Source organism: Pantoea sp. Fr+CA_20, assembly GCF_024520835.1.
Lineage (GTDB): Bacteria > Pseudomonadota > Gammaproteobacteria > Enterobacterales > Enterobacteriaceae > Pantoea > Pantoea allii.
This window is the reverse complement of sequence record NZ_JALNPN010000010.1, coordinates 126185-146389: the sequence shown is the minus strand read 5'-3', so window position 1 is coordinate 146389 and position 20205 is coordinate 126185. Positions and strand designations below refer to the sequence as shown.

Below are 20205 nucleotides of genomic sequence, written 5' to 3'. Positions count from 1 at the left end.
GAGGGACTTGAACCCTCACGTCCGTTAAGACACTAACACCTGAAGCTAGCGCGTCTACCAATTCCGCCACCTTCGCGCAGTGCTCGCGATATGAAATTTGTGATTTTGGTGCGAAGAGAGGGACTTGAACCCTCACGTCCGTTAGGACACTAACACCTGAAGCTAGCGCGTCTACCAATTCCGCCACCTTCGCATACCCGCAACACGTTACCGTATTACAACCACGGAGGCGCATTTTAGAGATTTTACTCAATGCGTCAACACATATTTCGCCAGACGGAAACGATCGCTGCAAAAAGCAACGTTTTCAGCCTGGCGAGAGGCAAAAAGGGCGAAAAAGGCAGAAAAAAGGGATTAACGGGTTTTGGCACCGCGTCCGTAAACCGCACGATAAACTTTGAAGCGCCCGGTTTGCGCCAGCACTTCATGATTGCCAAAGGCTTCATCCAGCACCTGGGGATAAGGCAGGAAGGCGTTAGCGACAATGCGCAATTCACCTCCGCTGTTCAGGTGCTTAACGGCGCCACGGATCAGGGTTTGTGCGGCATCCAGGCTGGTCTGTGTGCCTTCATGGAACGGCGGGTTGGAGATAATCATGTCAAAACGTCCGGTGACGTCGGAAAAAACGTTACTGGCAAACACGTCACCTTCCAGACCATTGGCAGCCAGCGTGGCTTTACTCGCTTCGATGGCGGCGGCATGAACATCACACAACCACAAACGCACTTTGGGTGAGCGGGCCGGTAATGAGGCGGCCAGCACGCCAGCACCGCAGCCGATATCCAACACTTTGCCTTTGGTATGCGGCGTGAATGTCGAAAGCAGCAAGGCGCTGCCGGCATCCAGGCCATCGCGGCTGAAAACGCCGGGTAAGGTATGCACCGTCAGGCCATCCAACTGATAGCTGTTACCAAAGGCCGTGGCATCAAAGGCAGGTTGCTTATCCAGGCGGCCATGGTAAAGACCACAGCGACGTGCGCTGTCGATTTTCTCCAGGGTAGCCCACGTCTCCAGCATGCCTTCCGCACTGCGTACGCCGCTGCGGTTTTCACCGACAACAAAGATATCGCAGCCAACCGGCAGCAACGACAACAGGTTTTGTAACTGAAACTGCACTTCCGGTTTATTCTTGGTCCAGAAGTACACCAGCGTATCGCAGCCCTGAACATCTTCTGCCTGAGCGACCAGTCCATAACGCGCCTGTTCCCCCATGCGGCGGCTCAGGTTTTGCCAGTGATGATATTGCTGAGTGTGCACGCGTGAAGAGGCGGTCTCCAGCTGTGCGGGCAGGTCATCCTGCAGATCGCCAGCAAATAAAACGTGGCGGGCGGTAAATTCATCACTGTGGCGCAGAATGACTTCGCTGGCCGGGGTAAAAGCAGACATGTAGGGCTCCTGTAAGATCTGAGCGGAGATTATAGTGGTTTGTTGGCGCATGTTCGATGGGTTTGCTAGCATAGCGTCGCATTCAGCGAGCAGAGCAGGTATATCATGACGTCCAGGCGCGACTGGCTTTTACAGCAAATGGGGATTACGCAGTATCAACTGCGCCGCCCGCGCGTGCTCCAGGGCGAGATCGCCGTAAGGCTTTTACCCGATACGCAGCTGATTATCGTGGCGGATAATCCACCAGGTTTGCAGGAGCCTTTCCTGCGCGATGTCCTGCACACGCTCAGTCTGAAACCGACTCAGGTGATGACCGTCACGCCCGACCAGCTGCAAATGCTACCAGAAACTCTGAGCTGTGCGGGCTGGTTACTGGGCGTGGAAAGCGAACAACCCTTTAATGGCGTAGCGTTATCCAGCGCTTCTTTTAATGAACTTCTCAGCAGCGGTGCCGCCCGGCGCGCGCTCTGGCAACAAATGTGTGATCATGACAGCCATTTCTTTCCTCACGCCTGACGCTATTCCCGACGCTTTTGCTATCGAATGCCGTAGCCACGCCTTTCCCTGGCGCGAAGAGACCTTTGCCAGTAACCAGGGCGAACGTTTCCTGAACCTACGGTTAGATGTCGATAACCAGATGGCCGCCTTCGCCATCACCCAGGTGGTGCTGGACGAAGCCTCGCTGTTTAATATCGCTGTCGACCCGGCGTATCAACGGCGTGGCTTTGGGCGGGCGCTGCTGGAGCATGTAATCGAGCAACTGATTGCACGCGATGTGATGACGCTGTGGCTGGAGGTGCGTGCGTCCAATGCTCCGGCCATCGCGCTGTACGAACAGCTGGATTTCAATCAGGTCAGCCGCCGTCCCAACTATTATCCCACCGCCGGTGGCCGTGAAGATGCACTGATCATGGCGCTGACGCTGTAGTCGTTTCTGAGGAGTTTTGATGTTAGATCACTGGGATTGCATTCTGTTTGATGCGGATGACACACTGTTCCACTTTGACGCTTATGCTGGCTTACAACGGCTGTTTGCCGGGTACGATGTGCCGTTTACCGACCAGGATTACCTCGATTACCAGGCAGTAAACAAGCCGTTATGGGTTGATTATCAGAATGGTCAGTTATCGGCGCAGGAGCTGCAAACCCGCCGCTTTGTGAGCTGGGGACAAAAGCTCAGCGTGGCGCCTGACATCCTGAATAACGGTTTTCTGTCGGCGATGGCTGAAATCTGTATGCCGCTGGAAGGCGCAGTCAGCCTGATGAAGCTGCTACACGGCCGGGTCAACATGGGCATCATCACCAATGGCTTTACCGCGCTTCAGCAGCGTCGCCTGGAACGCACCGGTTTTCTCGACTACTTTTCCGCTTTGGTGGTTTCAGAAGAGGTGGGCGTGCCTAAGCCCGATGCCAGAATCTTTGATTATGCGCTCACGCAGATGGGAAATCCCCAGCGCAATCGGGTGTTGATGGTCGGCGATACGCCAGAATCCGATATCCTGGGCGGTATGAATGCGGGACTGAAAACCTGTTGGATCGATCACGGTACGCGCCCACTGCCGGAACCGATTAAACCTGACTGGCGGGTAAACTCATTAACAGAGCTGGAAGCCCTTTTAAAAGCCTGAATGTCTCCCGTCACACCCAGCGAATGTCGTCTGCGAAAGGCCCGTAATACGGGCCTTTCGTTAATATTCGCGCGCTATCAGGCAGATGGCTTCGCCGCGTCGTCCTTTTTCTCGTCCTCTTCATCATCCTCTTTCACGGGCGTACTGGCCGTGAGCAGGAACGGGGACTGCTGCCAGCGCGTGCGGCGATCGCGCAGCAAGGTACGGCTGAGGATAATGCCAATCGCCAGCGCCAGTAGCATCATCAGGCGCAGAATATTGGTGGTGTTATCCACCTGGCGCGATTCGGTGACCAACACGTGGGTATCCAGGGTGATACGCAGAAAACCCGTCGGGCCGCTGCTGCCGCTCAGGGGTTGAACGATCTGATGATTGAAGTAGCTTCCCGCCCGTTTGCCATCCAGCGCCAGCCGATCGCGCACATTGATGTTTTCACCGCTGTGCGCCACCAGGCTGCCGTCACCGGCATAGACTGAGGCATCAAGAATACGGCTATTCGCGGTCATCTGATTAAGAATGGCCTCAATCTGACCACGATTATCTTCGCTGTTATCCATGAGGGGTTTCAGGCTGAATGCCACCTGGCGGGTAAGCGTTTGTGCCAGCTCCTCGGCCTGTTCAGAACGGGCCATTTGATGCCCAAGGCTAAACCAGGATGCGCCTTGCATAAGCACCACCAACAGCGCCAGCGAAATCAAAACGATCACCGTGCGATGTAGGCGAAATTTCAGTGCGGTTTTAGCCATTAATTATCCGAGTCACGTCACAACAGAAAGCCTGGATATTATGTTGCCAGAAGCAGCGCAGACAAGGTAGCCTCTTGCGTGGTTTTGTTGTTCCTACAGGAGCCCTGATGTCAAATCATCTTACCTGGTGCGATCTGCCTGCTGATGTCTCTCTCTGGCCGGGGTTGCCCCTTTCATTAAGCGGTGACGAAGTCATGCCGCTGGACTACCGCGCGGGTCGTACCGGCTGGTTACTCTATGGCCGTGGTCTGGATAAACAGCGTCTGACCGACTACCAGCACCGGCTGGGGGCGGCGATGGTTATCGTCAGCGCCTGGAACGTGGACGACTACCAGGTGATTCGCCTGGCGGGTTCCCTGACGCCGTTTGCCAGCAAACTGGCACACGAACTGACGCTGGATGTCGCCCCGCTGGGGAAAATCCCGCATCTGAAAACGCCTGGCCTGCTGGTCATGGACATGGATTCCACCGCGATTCAAATCGAATGTATCGATGAGATTGCCAGGCTGGCCGGCTGCGGCGAGCAGGTGGCTGAAGTCACCGAACGGGCGATGCGCGGCGAGCTGGATTTTACCGCCAGCCTGCGTCAGCGCGTGGCGGCGCTTAAAGATGCCGATGCCAATATTCTGAAGCAGGTGCGCGATGCACTGCCGTTAATGCCAGGCTTAACCACGCTGACTAAAAAATTGCAGGCGCTGGGCTGGCAGGTGGCGATTGCCTCCGGCGGGTTTACCTATTTTGCGGAGTTCCTGCGCGATAAGCTGCACCTGTCGGCTGTTGCGGCTAACGAACTGGAAATCCGTGACGGCAAACTCACCGGTGAAGTGCTGGGCCAGATCGTGGACGCGCAGTACAAAGCCGAGACGTTAAAAAAGCTGGCAAAGCGGTTCGACATTGCGCCAGAACAAACCGTCGCCGTGGGTGACGGGGCGAATGATTTGCCGATGATTAAAGCCTCTGCGCTGGGCATTGCTTACCATGCCAAACCAAAGGTCAATGAGCAAACGGCTGTTACGATTCGCCATGCCGATTTGATGGGGGTGTTTTGCATCCTGACCGGCAGCCTGATTCACGAAGAGCGTTAACTGAGGAGTTGATTTGGCCAAAGCGGCAAAACGCGCATTTGTTTGTAACGAGTGCGGCGCAGATTATCCGCGTTGGCAGGGGCAATGTAGCGCCTGTCACGCCTGGAACACCATCACCGAGGTGCGCATTGCCGCCTCGCCAGCGGCTGCGCGTAATGAGCGGCTCAGCGGCTATGCGGGCCATGCCGGAACCAGCCGGGTGCAAAAGCTGTCGGAAATCAGTCTGGAAGCCTTGCCCCGTTTCTCAACCAGCTTCAAAGAATTTGACCGTGTACTGGGCGGCGGCGTGGTGCCGGGCAGCGCTATTCTGATTGGCGGTAACCCCGGCGCCGGTAAATCCACCCTGTTGCTGCAGGTCATGTGCCGCTTAGCGCAGAGTATGAAAACCCTGTACGTCACCGGTGAAGAGTCATTACAGCAGGTGGCGATGCGCGCCCATCGTCTGGGGTTGCCCACTGACAATCTGAATATGCTGTCGGAAACCAGCATTGAGCAGATCTGCCTGATCGCTGAGCAGGAAGAGCCGCAAATCATGGTCATCGACTCCATCCAGGTGATGCACATGGCAGATATCCAGTCTTCACCCGGCAGTGTGGCACAGGTACGCGAAACCGCTGCTTATCTGACGCGTTTTGCGAAAACCCGCGGCGTGGCAATTATCATGGTGGGCCATGTGACCAAAGATGGTTCGCTGGCCGGGCCGAAGGTGCTTGAGCACTGTATCGACTGTTCGGTACTGCTGGATGGCGATGCCGATTCCCGTTTTCGTACCCTGCGCAGCCACAAGAACCGCTTTGGCGCGGTGAATGAACTGGGTGTTTTTGCCATGACAGAGCAGGGCATGCGAGAGGTGAGTAATCCCTCCGCCATTTTCCTGTCGCGCGGCGAAGAAGTCACCTCTGGCAGTTCGGTTATGGTGTTGTGGGAAGGCACGCGTCCTTTGCTGGTCGAGATTCAGGCGCTGGTGGATCATTCGATGATGGGCAATCCACGCCGGGTTGCCGTCGGGCTTGAGCAGAACCGCCTGGCGATTCTGCTCGCGGTATTGCATCGCCATGGCGGATTGCAAATGGCGGATCAGGATGTGTTCGTTAACGTGGTCGGCGGCGTGAAAGTCACGGAAACCAGTGCCGACCTGGCGCTGATGCTGTCGATGGTCTCCAGCCTGCGCGATCGACCATTGCCCCAGGATTTGGTCATCTTTGGCGAAGTCGGACTGGCGGGGGAGATTCGCCCGGTGCCCAGCGGTCAGGAACGTATTTCAGAAGCGGCCAAACATGGCTTCAAGCGGGCAATTGTCCCTGCGGGTAACGCACCGAAAAAGCCGATTGAGGGAATGCGCGTCTATAGCGCGAAAAAGCTGGCGGATGCCTTGGCTATTCTTGATGATCTCTAAGCTTTTCCGTATGCCCTTTTGTCGTTATACAAAAGGGCAGGTGAGGGACAAACGTCCTCACGTCTTTGATCATTTCTTGCAGGAGGCACCACATGTCGGCGTTTGATTATTTAAAAACGGCCATTCGCCAGCAGGGCCACACGCTCCAACAGGTGGCCGATGCCAGTGGCATGACCAAAGGGTATTTAAGCCAACTGCTTAACGCGAAAATTAAAAGCCCCAGCGCCCAAAAGCTGGAAGCCTTGCACCGCTTTCTCGGCCTGGAATTTCCCCGCCGGGATAAAAAAATCGGCGTGATATTTGGTAAGTTTTATCCGCTGCACACTGGCCATATTTATCTGATTCAGCGCGCCTGTAGCCAGGTGGATGAGCTGCATATCATCATGGGCTATGACGAACCGCGCGATCGTGACCTGTTTGAAAACAGCGCCATGTCGCAACAGCCCACGGTCAGCGATCGCCTGCGTTGGTTACTGCAAACCTTCAAATATCAGAAAAACATTCGTATCCATGCTTTCGATGAAGAGGGGATTGAACCCTATCCGCATGGCTGGGATGTGTGGAGCGCAGGGGTGAAAACCTTCCTGGATGAGCAGGGGATTGCGGCTGACTGTATCTATACCAGTGAAGCGCCGGACGCCGAGATGTATCAGCAACATCTGGGCATTCAGACGGTGCTGATCGATCCGAACCGATCCTTTATGAATATCAGCGGCACGCAGATTCGTCAGGACCCCTTCCGTTTTTGGGATTACATCCCCACTGAAGTGAAACCGTTTTTTGTGCGTACCGTGGCCATTCTGGGCGGCGAGTCGAGCGGCAAATCCATGCTGGTGAACAAGCTCGCAAACATCTTCAACACCTCCAGCGCATGGGAATATGGGCGGGATTACGTCTTTTCTCACCTGGGCGGCGATGAGATGGCGCTGCAATATTCTGACTACGATAAAATCGCGCTCGGTCATGCGCAGTACATTGATTTTGCGGTGAAATATGCCAATAAAGTGGCGTTTATCGATACCGATTTCGTCACCACGCAGGCCTTTTGTAAAAAGTATGAAGGGCGCGAGCATCCGTTTGTTCAGGCGATGATTGATGAATACCGTTTCGACCTGGTGATTCTGCTGGAGAATAACGTGCCCTGGGTGGCCGATGGCTTGCGCAGCCTGGGCAGCTCTGTGGATCGCCGTGAGTTCCAGACCATGTTGATATCCATGCTGCGTGAAAACAACATCGACTTCGTCCATGTGCAGGAAGAAGATTATGACACGCGCTTCCTGCGTTGTATTGAGCTGGTGAAAGGTATGCTGGGCGAGCAAAGCGCGCTCTGAGACAATCTGTTTACCGACATAAAGGGCCGGAGGATAGCCGTATCTCTGACCCTTTCTCCTTGTGTTATCTTTATAATAATGGCGATTTTTCCGGCCTGTTGCTGGGAAATAAGGCCTTTCACATCGTCGTGCGCAACCGAATATCGTCCGTAACAAAGTCAAACAAAAAAATTTTTTTTGAATTCTGCGGCAACATTATTACGTATTTAAATACTGATGTTATTTCATTTCTTCTGTGTGTTTATGTTAAATGTAAGTTCAATATTTTTAACTGGTTTATATTAAGGGAATATTCATAAGATATAAATAATGATATACCCGGATGTAACGACATGAAAAAGATCAGTATTGGTAGTGATGCGGTATTTTATCCTGGGAAAAGGGAAATAATCAGTCATAATCAGACGTTGAAGTTGCATTCTTCTGCCTCTTATTGTTTTGAATTACTGATCGCACGTCAGGGTGAAATTGTCGATCATGAGTCCTTTTACCAGTATGCCTGGCGTAGATTTGGCATGGAGGTCAGTGCGAATGCTTTATATCAAAGTATTTCTTTGGTCAGAAAAGCGCTACTGGCATCTGGTATTCGGCAGGATGTGATCAGAACCATTCCGCGCCGCGGCTTTATGCTGTCAAATGCCATTCTGATTGAAGAATCGACAAGCGTGCCTGTAGCGGCTATTCCGGATAATACGCCATTATCAGCAGAGGGACTGGAAAACGTATCTACAGAAGACGCTGGCACGCCAGATTTAAGCCAGGCCAGTGGGCAGGACGTTCCCCAACATATTCCTGAGCCTGCTGTTCAGGTCGATGAGAATATGTCAGAAAAGCCGGTTACCGATGCGCTGCATAATGTATCCGGGGCAGCTTATAATACCGGCTATCCAGGGTCTGCCGCGTTAGCCGTCGGAGAATTGCCTGCTCAACAGGCCATCTACACACGCAACCTGCTTATGGTTGTGCTGACGGTTATGACGATTGTAATGTGTGGTATGGCCATTGTGACCTTTTCCCTTTACCGGAAGGAGATGGATTTCGTAAAGCGGTTTGATATGAATGGATGCGAAATATACGGTAATGAAAAAGCAGATAACAGTTTAGTGGCCCGCATCGCTATTGATATTCATTCGGGATGCACGGAAAGAAGGAAGATTTATATCACCGCCTTTACCAACGGTGAACGAATCTCCGTATTGCAATGTAAAAACGCAATTTCACTATTCGGTTCGCCTGACTGTGTGTCGTATTATTATATAAGGAGAAAGTGGTGAAGTTGACGTTTTGGATGGCTGTGCTGACGATGGCCGTAGCCGGTGTTGTGATGCTTTTTTTTCGCCAGGATTATATTCATTGCATTGCAAACATCAATTACATAAGAAGCGGTGAAAGATTTTCACTGATCGTTTCTCACGATATGCGCAACGGGCACGGCGTTTTATCCTTAGCGGGACGATTGACCGGCGATAATCAAAAAGTCATCAGCCTGAGTAAAATCATCCGGTTTAATTATCATCGTGATGGCGATCTTTATCTCGCGCAGTCGACATTGATTGAGCCATCCCCGGATAATCAAATGAGTATTGAGCAACAAGAAAAATGGCTTCCGGCGTTTTTTATCACCGTGGGGGCGACATTCCCTTTCGTCATTAAACGGACGGGCATCGATACATGGGTATTTTATTCTGGTCCTGTTCCGCTCTTCATTTGTGAAAAATAAAACGACCAAAAAATAGCCGATAAGCCGTGCAGAGCATAAACGTTGGACCTGTAGTTATCTTATGAAATGTATCTTTTCTGTAACACAGGGATAACTTTATGCTTTTGATTTTAATAAAATTATATCTTCTTAAGGTCTTGTTCACATAAGGTCAGAACACTTCACATACAGCCTCGCTATTTCGCCCCTTATGATTCCCCTGCCAATGAGCATGTTATCAACCTAAATAATAAGAGGGAATCAATGAAAGCCAGGTCTTTATCACGCTGTATGCATATTGCTTTGTGCGGTGTAAGTTTACTTTCTTATAACACCTTTGCCGCATCGCAAAATACGATTCGCTTTCAGGGTGAGGTCAACGCGCAAACCTGTAACGTTAATATAAACGATGCAACCGGTAGCCCGATTATTCTGCTGCCTACGGTATCGACAGCCTCGTTGAACGCGGCGAAATCCACCGCCGGTAAAACACCCTTTACGATCAATTTAACGGGCTGTGTTGCGCCGGCGGCGGGTACAACCCAGGCAATTAATATCAATCTGGCGGGAAATAATATTTCCTCCACGGGTGATTTATTAAATACCGGCACAGCGACGAATGTCGCACTGCGTTTGCTGGATAGTAGTGACAAAACGATCAATCTGTCAGGTGGCACGGCGACCGTAAACGGCATGTCGCTGGCCAGTGGTAGCACCAGTGCATCACAAAATTTTTCAGTCGAATATTACAGCGACTCTGGAAGCGCTGGAGCGGGTACGGTTTTGAGTAGCGTTCAATATTCTGTTAGCTATCCATAACTATCAGGCCCCCTTTAGCCGAGGGGGCAGGAGAAACCTGTGTTCAAGTCTCTTGTTATTCTGTTTCTGGCTTTATCCGCTCCCCTTTGTCAGGCAAGCGTCGTGCTGAATGGCACCCGGATAATTATTGATGGTGCGAAAAATGAAAAAACCATTCAGTTTACCAATGCGGGCGATCAGCCTGCGCTTATTCAAATTCAGGCGATTAATCCTGACGCGGCGTCCACACTGCCCTTTGTGGCGCTGCCGCAAATTTTTCGCATAGCGCCAGCCGCCGGTCAAACGGTGAAAGTCAAAGTCACCGAGAATAATTTACCGCAGGACAGAGAGTCGCTGTTCTACATGGACTATACAGAAATCCCCTCTGTGAAAAAGGGCGATGAAGATAAAAATAAACTCTATCTGATTATCAAGAACAGGGTAAAAGTCATCGTTCGTCCAAAGCAACTCGATTTCTCTGTGGATAACGTCAGGCAGGCGCTTTCTTATCGTATTCAGGGGCGAGATATTCTCTTCAAAAATGCCTCTCCTTTTTACGCCAATATCCGCGCGTTTTCACTGATTAAGGGAAATAAGACGATTGCCTGGGACGATGCCGTAACGCTCGCGCCGTTTAGTGAAAGCAAGGTCACGCTGCACAGTTCGTCATCCCTGGTGGGATACACCCTTACCGCCCTCCTGATCAACGATTTTGGTGCTGACGAAAAAATAAACCTGAACGAAAAATAGCTGAAATGAATAAAGCCTCCTTATTCTTATTGTTCGCGTTCAGTCTGATCCCTGCCAGGGAAAGTCAGGCGGCTGATGCGCAGGATGACTATACGTTTGATCCTTCATTAGTGCGCGAAATGATGCCGGGACAGGTTGCGATGCCGGATGATGCGCAGGATGCCTGGTTTCAGCCGGGTCGTTATGATGTGGAACTTTACCTCAATGGTAAGTTTCAACAATCCACAACCTTGCAGATCGTGCGGGCAGGCGGACCGCTCTCCGTGTGTCTTCCGTCGCCGTTTTATCACGCGTTTGGTGTCAAAGCGCATTATTTGTCTGCCCTGAAGGCGACAGGCTGCGTCCGGCCAGACGCGCTTTTACCCGGCGCCGCCGTTAACGTCAATACCGCCAGCTTACGCGTCGACGTATCCATCCCCCAGGCGATGCTGGTTCAGCGGCCTGTGGGCTATATCGCGCCGGAAAACCTGACGGCTGGCTCGACCATGGCATTCGTGAATTACAACCTTAACCAGTTCTATTCAGATTACAAAAATGCGCAGCGTTTTGAATCCACCTATCTGGGCATCAACAGTGGTATGAACGTGGGAATGTGGCGTTTTCGTCAGCAGGGAAACCTGACCCATGATGAATGGGGTAATCGCTGGCAAAGTGCCAGAGCCTGGGTGCAGCGGGCGTTGCCTTCGTTGCAAAGTGAGGTCGGGCTGGGGGAGCTTTTTAGTCAGGGCGACTTGTTTAATGCCGTCAGTTTCAACGGCGTGAGTCTGGACTCGGACGACCGTATGCTGCCCGATTCTGTTCGGGGCTACGCCCCGGTCGTGCGTGGCGTAGCAAACAGCAACGCACGCGTGACCGTCTGGCAGGGCAAACAGCGGATCTACCAAACCACCGTGCCGCCGGGGCCGTTTATCATCAACGATCTCAGCCCGGTCAGCTATGGCGGCGATCTCAAGGTTGAGGTTCAGGAGTCTGACGGCAGCCTCCATCAGTTTAGCGTGCCCTATGCGGTGTTACCGCAGTCGCTGCGTCCAGGCCGAACCGACTACAACTTTGCGGCCGGTAAAGTCAGGGATTATAGCCAATACAATACGTTTACAGAGTTAACCGTTAAGCATGGCCTGACAAACGCCATTACCCTTAACGGTGGCGCGCGTCTGGGTGAGCACTATCATGCGGTGCTGGCCGGTGGCGTTTGGGCGTCCGATTTCGGTGCCGTTGGCTTCAACAGCGCCTACTCTGAAGCCGACCTGAACGGCGGCGAGACGACCGAGGGATGGCGCTACGAACTCAGCTACAGTCGTACCTTCCAGCCTACCCAGACCACGCTGACGTTTGCCGGCTATCAGTATTCCACCCAGGGCTATCGGGATCTCAATGATGTTATTGCATTAAATAATGCAGAAACGCCGGGCCGCAACAATATCAGTAGCGAATATATGCAGCGTAATCGCCTGCAGATGACGGTTAACCAGACGCTGGGTGAGTGGGGAAATATCTATATTTCCGGCTCGAAGCAAAATTACTACGACGGCCGTTCACGCAATACGCAGTTTCAGATTGGCTATGGCACCGTGCTGCCAAAAAATATCGCGCTGAATATTTCCCTGTCCCGCCAGTATTCGCGCAGAGCTTACTCAAGCGATCCGCGTATGGCCGTGATGTCCCAACATTCAGACGACACTTTTTATAAAGATACCCAGTTTCAGGTCAGCATCTCGGTTCCGTTAGGCTCAGAAGCCACGTCGCCTTATTTAGCGCTGGGGGGAACCCGTGGAAGCCAAAATGGCAGTAACTATAACGCCTCACTCAGCGGAATAAGCGGCGAGAGCGGCACCAGCTACAGCCTGAATATCAATCGTGATCAGCAACAGCGCGACACAACGCTAAGTGGCAGCCTGGGCAAAAAACTCTCAGAAGCCAGTCTGACCGGTACGGCATCCACATCCTCACGGTTTAAGCAGATGTCCGTCAATGCGATGGGCGCGGCGGTGATCCACAGCGGTGGTGTAACGCTGGGCAATTATCTGGGTGACACCTTTGCCCTTGTCGAAGCGAAAGGGGCCAGGAATGCTCGCATTTTGAATAGCCAGGGCACCGAAATCGATCGCTTTGGTTATGCCCTGGTGCCGTCGCTCAACCCTTATCACTACAACAGTATTTCGTTGGGGGCCAGCGGCAGCGATAGCCATGTCGAGATTCAGGACAGTGAAAAAATCGTCGCGCCTTATGCCGGTGCGATGGTGAAGGTGACGTTCAGGACCTTACGCGGTTATCCGGTCATGTTAAAGACCCGCACCAATCGCGAGACGACGGTGCCGGTGGGGGCGGATCTGCTCGACGATGCAGGCAACCGGGTGGGGACGTTTGGTCAGGGCGGCAATGCCTGGTTACGCGTCGCGAAAACCCAGGGACAGTTGAAAGCCGTATGGGGAGAGGACGCGAAAGCATCCTGTTTGATTGACTACCACATCCCAAAACCTAAACCCGATGCGGTGATTACCTACGCGGATGCTGTATGTCATTTTTAAAATGTAAGGTGTTAACGATGAAGTACGTTTTAGCTGTGATGGCATGCTTTCTTTTGGCGGCATGGCTACCCGCTCATGCCACCTGCACGCGGGTGAATCCGGTCGATCAGGGATGTGATGCCTGCGGAGCGTCCCTGAATTTCGGCAATATCGGCTTGATGAATCTACGTTATCAGCCCGCAGGCACCGTGCTGGCCCGCTCGGTATTTCGTGTGGTACCGGCCATCAACAATGCCAATCCGGATCGCGTGTTATATCAATGCGATCTGGCAGATAAAGACCAGCTGTTTGAAGTCTTCGCCACCAATGGCGACAGTAACGTTGGCGGAGCCTGGGACATGGGCGGCGGTTATTTTCAGACTTATTTTCCCTTCACCGCGTTAAAGCTGATTCATGTGCGAAGCGGTAAGCCTTTTACCCGTATCTGGCAAAAAGTGCCGCTGACGCAGTATGACATTCAGGGGAATAAAATCCTGATCCGCGGGCGGGATTTCAGCCCCATCAGCGCCGAATTGATCCGTACCTCTGAAAACAATCGCACGCCGGGTTATTCGTCGTGGGGATGCCCGGCGGCGGCGGCGGACAATTATACCGGCTCGTACAACTGCAATCAGCCGAACGGCTATGTGGTGTTTATGGGGCCGGGGATGGATGTGCCCGAAGCGGGCCAGGACAGCTGGAATCATTTTGAAACCTGGGGGTCCGGACGCTATATGGCTTTCGGTATGAATACCGCGCCGGTGGCCACCCTGACGCAAAACCTCACCCAGGGCTGCTGGGTTGAAAATTACACCGCGAACGTGATTTTCCCCAGTATCAGTATTAATGCACTCAATGAAGGGCAAACCGCGACGGCTCCGCTCAGCATTACGCTGGCCTGCGCGGCGGCGACAGATAAGATTTCCGGGATAAACTCAGGCCAACTGTCACTGGGATTTCAACCCAGCTACGCCGCGTGGTTGCAGGCACAGCAGTTAGGTCTGACGTCTGGAAGTGGGATTTCCAGCTACCTGGTGTCCGATCACTATGACAGTTTGCCTTCACTGGCGAAAGGCGTGGGGATTCAGCTGAAAACCTCCGGGGGAAGTGCGGTATCGTTTCTGAGCTGGAGCAGTTTTAGCAGCAATGCAGGATGGCGGCCGGTGCTGGAGGACGCGCAGGTTATTAGCAGCGGTCAGCCGAGTGACGAAACGCTGTATCAGCGTAATTTCACTGCCAGTCTTGCAAAGCTTCCTGGACAAACGGTCACGGCGGGCAATGTTGATGCGACGGCCTCGATCCTCATTCGGCTGCAATAATATGAAAAAGATCCTGCTGCTCGTCATGTGCATCATTACTCACTCCCAGGCCGCGGTTATTCCGCAGCAAAGCCGAATCATCTTTCATCCCGGCGAGGTGCAAGTCCCGCTGTTGTTGGTCAACAGCGGTGAATCTCCTGTCCTGATCCAGACCTGGGTCGACGGCGGCTCACCGGAAACATCGCCCGGCAGTAAAGCCTTTCCTTTTGTCGCGCTCCCCGGGGTTTTTACGCTGAACAAGGATGAAAAAAAACAGATCGCGGTTTTGCGCACCGAGCTGGCCGCACAGCTTCCCACCGATCGGGAATCCCTTTACTGGCTCAATCTTTACGAAATCAGTTCAGTGAAAAAAAGCAGTCTGCGGGCGGGCAACGATAAGATCAGTGTGGCGCTGAACACCCAGCTTAAAGTGATTAATCGCCCGTTTACGGATTCGGTGCCTTTTGCGGCACGCGTTAAGGCGGTTACGTTTCAGATCAGGAAAACACAAGGGCAGTTTTTTATTCAGGCCAGCAATCAGAGCCGTTACTTTTTTACTCCAGGGAAGATGACGGCGACGGCGGGCGGAAAACATTATCCTGTTTACCTGGACGGGGATAAAACGCTGGCACCTTTCGCCAGTAAACGTTATCCCCTCCTTGGTGACTCGCCGCTTTTAGCGACAGGCAACGCTGTGCTTAACTTCACCGCGCTGGACGACCAAGGGAATCCCCAGGCGTTCACGGCCAACCTGAACCTGGCTTCTGGCTCACCGTGAACCCGCCGCGCGCGGGTGGCCGCATTGGTTGCCACCCGCCTGCGTCATCAGTAAACCATGACGACCTTGCCGCGCATATGGCCTTCCAGCACGCGCTGGTGGGCAGCCCCAAGCGTTTCCACACTCAGGCCGTGAAGCGTTTCGTTCAGCGTGCTTTGCAGCTTGCCGTCGTCCAGCAGGTCGGCGACGGCATTCAGGATTTCCCCCTGCTGCGCCATGTCCGGCGTGTTGTACATGCTGCGTGTGTACATAAACTCAAAGTGCAGCGCGGCGCTTTTTAGCTTCAGTTGATCCATCGACAGTGGATGTTCGTTCTCAACAATGGTGCAGATGTGGCCCTGAGGTGCAATAAGCTGGCTCATGGTGTCCCAGTGGCCATCGGTGTCGTTGAGACAAAAAATATAATCAACCTGCTTAATGCCGTGCTTTTCCAGCTCAGCAGCCATGTCTTTGTAGTTGATCACCAGATCGGCTCCGCGATCGCGGCACCACTGGGCGGAATCCTCCCGTGACGCGGTGGCGATCACTTTGGCTTTACTGCGCATTTTCGCCAGAGGAATCGCCAGTGAACCCACGCCGCCTGCACCGCCCACGATCAACAGCGTTTGATCCTCACGCGCCGCAGCCATATCCAGCCGTTCAAACAGGCCTTCCCATGCGGTCAGCGCCGTCAACGGGATAGCAGCAGAAGCAGCCCAGTCGAGTTTTTTCGGTTTATGACCGGTGATACGTGAATCGACCAACTGCTCCGTGCTGTTACTGCCCGGACGAGTAATATCGCCCGCATAGTACACTTCATCGCCCGGCTTAAAGCCGCTGACTTTACTGCCGGTTTCCAGCACGACGCCGCTGGCATCCCAGCCGAGAATACGTGGTACCTGCAAACCATTTTTGATCGCCCCTTTGTGAACTTTGGTATCGACCGGATTGACCGAGGCGGCTTTCACCTGAACGCGCAGGTCATACTCGCCTGGCGTGAGGGTTTCCGGGAAAATTTCAACGAAGTTTTTTGGGTTTTCTGGATCAACAGCAATTGCGCGAACAGACATAATTTCTCTCCTGTAGTGTTCTCTGAAGTGTAGAACCCCGAGGCGATGCTGATAAGATGGACAATAGTTATTACAGTGTTCGTCTGAGGTGAACAATGGCGTTTCGTCAGTGGCAGGATATGGCGCTGTTTGCGTTAGTAGCGGAGTGCGGCAGTTTTACCGCCGCGGCAGAACGGGCAGGCTTACCGAAATCCAGCGTCAGCCAGCGGATTAGCCAGCTTGAACAGCGGCTGGGCATCCGGTTGTTAAACCGCACCACGCGCCAGCTCAACCTGACCTTTGCAGGGGAACGCTATCTGCTGCACTGCCAGGAGATGATGCAGGCCAGCGAGCGCGCGGAACAGGCCATTGCCAGTCTACGGGAAAATCCCAGCGGTCGCCTGCGCATCACCAGCCCGGCGGGCATTGGCGCAACCTTGCTGGCCCGCTGCAACGCTGCGTTTTTACGCCACTATCCTGACGTCACGCTGGATATCTCTGTCTCGGATGATATTCGCGATCTGGTGCAGGACGGCTTTGATCTGGCCTTACGTACTGGTCAGCCGCAGGAGTCGTCCCTGATTGGTCGCCGCGTCGGCTACTGCCAGCGCTCGCTGGTGGCCGCGCAAGCTTATCTGGACCAGCATCCGCCGATTACCCATCCCCAACAGTTGGCCGCGCATCGCTGTATTGCGCACCGGGCCTGGAACGAGTGGGTGCTGAAACGCGACGATCAATATCATCGTTGGCTGCTTCCGCCTGCGCACCTTACCGATAATTTACTCTATGCCCGCGAGTCGGCGTTGGGATGTGCCGGTATTACGCTGCTGCCCCGCTTTTTAACGGACGGCGACAGGGGCGATGCGCGTCTGGTAACGGTGCTGCCGGAATGGGAAATGGAGGGGAATGAACTGTGGCTGGTGTATCCCAGTCGTAAACTGAACTCGCCTGCGCTGATGAAATATATTGAATTTGCTTTGCAGTCGCCGGTGTTCCGCGAATTTTACCGCTGAAGAAAAGAGAAGGGCGGCATCGCTGCCGCCCCGCAATTACTTAGTAATACGCTTGTACTTGATACGTTTCGGCTCCAGCGCATCTGCGCCCAGCGTGCGTTTCTTGTACTCTTCGTATTCGGTAAAGTTACCTTCAAAGAATTCGATCTTGCCCTCATCCTGATAATCCAGAATGTGGGTCGCGATACGGTCAAGGAACCAACGGTCATGCGAGATCACCATGGCGCAGCCAGGGAACTCAAGCAGGGCGTTTTCCAGCGCGCGCAGGGTTTCAATGTCCAGGTCGTTGGTTGGCTCATCGAGCAGCAGCATGTTGCCGCCCACCTGCAGCAGTTTTGCCAGATGCAGACGACCACGCTCACCACCGGACAACTCGCCCACGCGTTTGCCCTGATCCACGCCTTTAAAGTTAAAGCGTCCTACATAGGCGCGACTTGGCATTTCGGTGTTGCCGATACGCATAATGTCCTGACCGCCAGAGACTTCTTCCCATACGGTTTTGGCATTATCCATGCTGTCGCGGAACTGATCGACAGAGGCCAGCTTCACGGTTTCACCCAGCACAATCTCGCCGGAATCCGGTTGTTCCTGACCTGACATCATGCGGAACAGGGTCGACTTACCGGCGCCGTTCGGGCCGATGATGCCGACGATGGCCCCTTTCGGTACAGAGAACGACAGGCCGTCGATCAGTACGCGATCGCCGTAAGATTTACGCAGGTTGCTGACTTCCAGCACCTTGTCACCCAGACGGGCACCCGGCGGAATAAACAGTTCGTTGGTTTCGTTACGTTTCTGGTAGTCGGTGTTGTTCAGTTCTTCAAAGCGAGCCAGACGGGCTTTACCTTTAGACTGCTGGCCTTTTGGCCCTTTGCGCACCCACTCCAGCTCTTTCTCGATAGATTTGCGACGTGCGGCTTCGGAAGAGGCTTCCTGCGCCAGACGGGCATCTTTCTGCTCCAGCCATGAGGAGTAGTTCCCTTCCCACGGAATGCCTTCGCCGCGGTCCAGCTCCAGAATCCAGCCTGCAACGTTATCAAGGAAGTAACGGTCGTGGGTAATCGCCACCACGGTGCCTTCGAAGTCGTGCAGGAAACGCTCCAGCCAGGCGACAGATTCTGCATCCAGGTGGTTCGTCGGTTCGTCCAGCAGCAGCATGTCTGGTTTTTCCAGCAACAGGCGGCACAGGGCGACACGGCGGCGTTCACCACCGGACAGGTTCGCAATTTTTGCGTCCCAGTCGGGCAGTCGCAGGGCGTCGGCGGCGCGTTCCAACTGGGTGTTCAGATTATGGCCGTCATGCGCCTGAATGATCTCTTCCAGCCGTCCCTGCTCGGCAGCCAGCTTATCGAAATCTGCATCTTCTTCGGCGTATAAGGCATACACCTCGTCGAGACGTTTCAGCGCCCCGACCACTTCGGCCAGCGCTTCTTCCACGGACTCGCGCACGGTGTGCTCAAGGTTAAGCTGCGGTTCCTGCGGCAGATAGCCGATTTTAAGGCCGGGCTGCGGGCGGGCTTCCCCTTCGATATCTTTATCGATACCGGCCATGATGCGCAGCAGCGTAGATTTACCCGCACCGTTCAGGCCGAGCACGCCAATTTTTGCGCCAGGGAAAAAGCTAAGGGAGATGTTCTTCAGAATATGTCGCTTTGGCGGAACTACTTTGCCGACGCGATGCATGCTATAGACGAATTGAGCCACGTTGTATTGAGCCTCTGGGTCTGTTTGTCGTTTGGATGATGTCGAAGTTTAGCCTTTTTCGCTGCCTATTCACAGCCGATGCGCCGGGATAATTCCATGCCGGGGCGCAGTTTGGCATAACTGTTTGATTTGTGTCCGCTGTCCGACCGGGCGGCAAAAGGCCGCTTCCGGTGACGTGCGTATCATGACGAGCATATATAGCGCAGGTGACATGAATCCACCTGAGCGTAGCAGCAGGTCATTGCCAGTGCGTGACAAAACGACGTCAGGGAAGGCGGACGGGAATATGCTGTTGCGTTAACCACTGACTCAGCGCCGGTTCAGGTGCGCTGTCGCTGACCAGTAAATCAAAGCGGGACAGCTCGCCAATGCGCGCGGGCAGGACTTTGCCATATTTGCTGCTGTCGGCGACCAGAATACGCTGGCGGGCGCGCAGCATGGCATGGTGCTTCATCGGCAGTTCGTTGAGGTTATAGCAGGTCGCCCCCTGATCTTTATCCACGCCCGCCGCAGAGATAAACGCCAGGGTGGGACAGAGATCATCCAGAATGGAATGCCCGCCCACGGGCGTGAACAGGGCATTGTCGGCATGAAATTCACCGCCGCTCAGGATCACATTGCAGGCCGGTTTCTCTTTTAGCGCCAGAAAGGTATTCATGGCACAGCAGATGGCGGTAAAGGGCAGGGCATCCGGAATCGCATCCACGACATAGGGCAGGGTGGTACCGCAGTCAAAAAACACCGTGTCGTTTTCACTAATCAGGCTGGCAGCAGCCTGAGCGAGTCGCTGCTTTCTGGCTGCATTTTGTCCGTGTTGGTCGGAGATGAAATAGTGCCCGGGATGGCTGCGCGGATCGCTGACGATATAACCGCCCAGCAATACCACGCTTGAGGTCGGTTCACTTAAGTCCCGACGTACGGTCATTTCCGATACGTCCAGCAGCTGTGCCGCATCTTTCAGATGTAATTTATCGGTGCGCTTAAGTGCCAGAGCCAGTTTACGAATGCGTTCGTCGCGGCGGGTTTCCATTGTCATCTCTAAACCTGTATTCCTTGAA

19 protein-coding genes and 1 tRNA gene are annotated in these 20205 nt (G+C 53.7%); 14 read left to right on the top strand and 6 right to left on the bottom strand.

Going from position 1 to position 20205, the window contains the following annotated elements; translation table 11 throughout:
* Positions 1-106: 106 nt before the first annotated feature.
* Positions 107-193 (bottom strand) — tRNA-Leu (locus NR177_RS13930).
* A 161-nt stretch (positions 194-354) separates the two neighbouring features.
* A complete protein-coding gene (gene rsmC / locus NR177_RS13925; protein ID WP_063878306.1) occupies positions 355-1386 on the bottom strand; it encodes a 16S rRNA (guanine(1207)-N(2))-methyltransferase RsmC in 1032 nt (343 codons plus the stop codon).
* Positions 1387-1491: 105 nt separating this feature from the next.
* Between rsmC and NR177_RS13920 the strand changes: the two genes are divergently transcribed.
* The 3 genes from NR177_RS13920 to yjjG are packed head-to-tail and all read left to right on the top strand — an operon-like array spanning position 1492 to position 3014.
* The gene (locus NR177_RS13920; RefSeq protein WP_256853091.1) at positions 1492-1902 is read left to right on the top strand and encodes a DNA polymerase III subunit psi; all 411 of its coding nucleotides are present in this window, start codon (positions 1492-1494) and stop codon (positions 1900-1902) included.
* Complete coding sequence (gene rimI, locus NR177_RS13915; RefSeq protein WP_063878308.1) at positions 1874-2314, top strand: ribosomal protein S18-alanine N-acetyltransferase; 441 nt, start codon at positions 1874-1876, stop codon at positions 2312-2314. The genes NR177_RS13920 and rimI overlap by 29 nt, the downstream gene beginning before the upstream one ends.
* A 19-nt stretch (positions 2315-2333) precedes the next feature.
* The gene (gene yjjG, locus NR177_RS13910) at positions 2334-3014 is read left to right on the top strand and encodes a pyrimidine 5'-nucleotidase (RefSeq protein ID WP_256853090.1); all 681 of its coding nucleotides are present in this window, start codon (positions 2334-2336) and stop codon (positions 3012-3014) included.
* Positions 3015-3091: 77 nt separating this feature from the next.
* On the opposite strand, the gene NR177_RS13905 is transcribed toward yjjG, so the two are convergent.
* A complete protein-coding gene (locus tag NR177_RS13905) occupies positions 3092-3760 on the bottom strand; it encodes a YtjB family periplasmic protein (RefSeq protein WP_145393569.1) in 669 nt (222 codons plus the stop codon).
* A gap of 107 nt (positions 3761-3867) precedes the next feature.
* Here NR177_RS13905 and serB point away from each other — a divergent pair, with 107 nt between their 5' ends.
* The 10 genes from serB to NR177_RS13855 all read left to right on the top strand — a co-directional run bounded on the left by serB (position 3868) and on the right by NR177_RS13855 (position 15402).
* On the top strand, positions 3868-4845 hold the full coding sequence (gene serB, locus NR177_RS13900; protein WP_063878311.1) for a phosphoserine phosphatase: 978 nt from the start codon (positions 3868-3870) through the stop codon (positions 4843-4845).
* 13 nt (positions 4846-4858) lie between these two features.
* On the top strand, positions 4859-6241 hold the full coding sequence (radA, locus tag NR177_RS13895) for a DNA repair protein RadA (RefSeq protein WP_063878312.1): 1383 nt from the start codon (positions 4859-4861) through the stop codon (positions 6239-6241).
* A gap of 92 nt (positions 6242-6333) precedes the next feature.
* Positions 6334-7572, top strand: a complete 1239-nt coding sequence (nadR, locus tag NR177_RS13890) for a multifunctional transcriptional regulator/nicotinamide-nucleotide adenylyltransferase/ribosylnicotinamide kinase NadR (RefSeq protein ID WP_063878313.1) — start codon at positions 6334-6336, stop codon at positions 7570-7572.
* Positions 7573-7904: 332 nt separating this feature from the next.
* Entirely contained in the window at positions 7905-8846 is a 942-nt protein-coding gene (locus NR177_RS13885) for a winged helix-turn-helix domain-containing protein (protein WP_256853089.1), read from the top strand.
* Positions 8843-9292 (top strand): hypothetical protein, encoded by a 450-nt coding sequence (locus NR177_RS13880; RefSeq protein WP_109716592.1) that lies wholly within the window; start codon positions 8843-8845, stop codon positions 9290-9292. The genes NR177_RS13885 and NR177_RS13880 overlap by 4 nt, the downstream gene beginning before the upstream one ends.
* A 243-nt stretch (positions 9293-9535) precedes the next feature.
* Positions 9536-10090: a fimbrial protein gene (locus tag NR177_RS13875; RefSeq protein WP_218994908.1), complete on the top strand. Its 555-nt coding sequence runs from the start codon at positions 9536-9538 to the stop codon at positions 10088-10090.
* 39 nt (positions 10091-10129) lie between these two features.
* Positions 10130-10819, top strand: a complete 690-nt coding sequence (locus tag NR177_RS13870) for a molecular chaperone (protein ID WP_256853088.1) — start codon at positions 10130-10132, stop codon at positions 10817-10819.
* Between the two features lie 5 nt (positions 10820-10824).
* Positions 10825-13347, top strand: coding sequence for a fimbria/pilus outer membrane usher protein (locus tag NR177_RS13865; protein ID WP_256853087.1), 2523 nt, complete (start codon positions 10825-10827; stop codon positions 13345-13347).
* 17 nt (positions 13348-13364) lie between these two features.
* Positions 13365-14645: a fimbrial protein gene (locus NR177_RS13860; protein WP_256853086.1), complete on the top strand. Its 1281-nt coding sequence runs from the start codon at positions 13365-13367 to the stop codon at positions 14643-14645.
* 1 nt (position 14646) lies between these two features.
* The gene (locus NR177_RS13855) at positions 14647-15402 is read left to right on the top strand and encodes a molecular chaperone (RefSeq protein ID WP_254354065.1); all 756 of its coding nucleotides are present in this window, start codon (positions 14647-14649) and stop codon (positions 15400-15402) included.
* Positions 15403-15449: 47 nt separating this feature from the next.
* Here NR177_RS13855 and NR177_RS13850 read toward each other — a convergent pair whose 3' ends face one another.
* Positions 15450-16451, bottom strand: a complete 1002-nt coding sequence (locus tag NR177_RS13850) for a zinc-binding alcohol dehydrogenase family protein (protein WP_256853085.1) — start codon at positions 16449-16451, stop codon at positions 15450-15452.
* Between the two features lie 95 nt (positions 16452-16546).
* Between NR177_RS13850 and NR177_RS13845 the strand changes: the two genes are divergently transcribed.
* Positions 16547-17443 carry a LysR family transcriptional regulator gene (locus NR177_RS13845; protein WP_063878321.1) on the top strand — a complete coding sequence of 299 codons (897 nt, stop codon included), beginning with the start codon at positions 16547-16549 and terminating at the stop codon, positions 17441-17443.
* Positions 17444-17479: 36 nt separating this feature from the next.
* Here NR177_RS13845 and ettA read toward each other — a convergent pair whose 3' ends face one another.
* Together ettA and deoR are read right to left on the bottom strand one after the other, a co-directional pair.
* The gene (gene ettA / locus NR177_RS13840) at positions 17480-19147 is read right to left on the bottom strand and encodes an energy-dependent translational throttle protein EttA (protein ID WP_063878322.1); all 1668 of its coding nucleotides are present in this window, start codon (positions 19145-19147) and stop codon (positions 17480-17482) included.
* Between the two features lie 265 nt (positions 19148-19412).
* Positions 19413-20177, bottom strand: a complete 765-nt coding sequence (gene deoR, locus NR177_RS13835; RefSeq protein WP_063878323.1) for a DNA-binding transcriptional repressor DeoR — start codon at positions 20175-20177, stop codon at positions 19413-19415.
* Positions 20178-20205 lie beyond the last annotated feature (28 nt).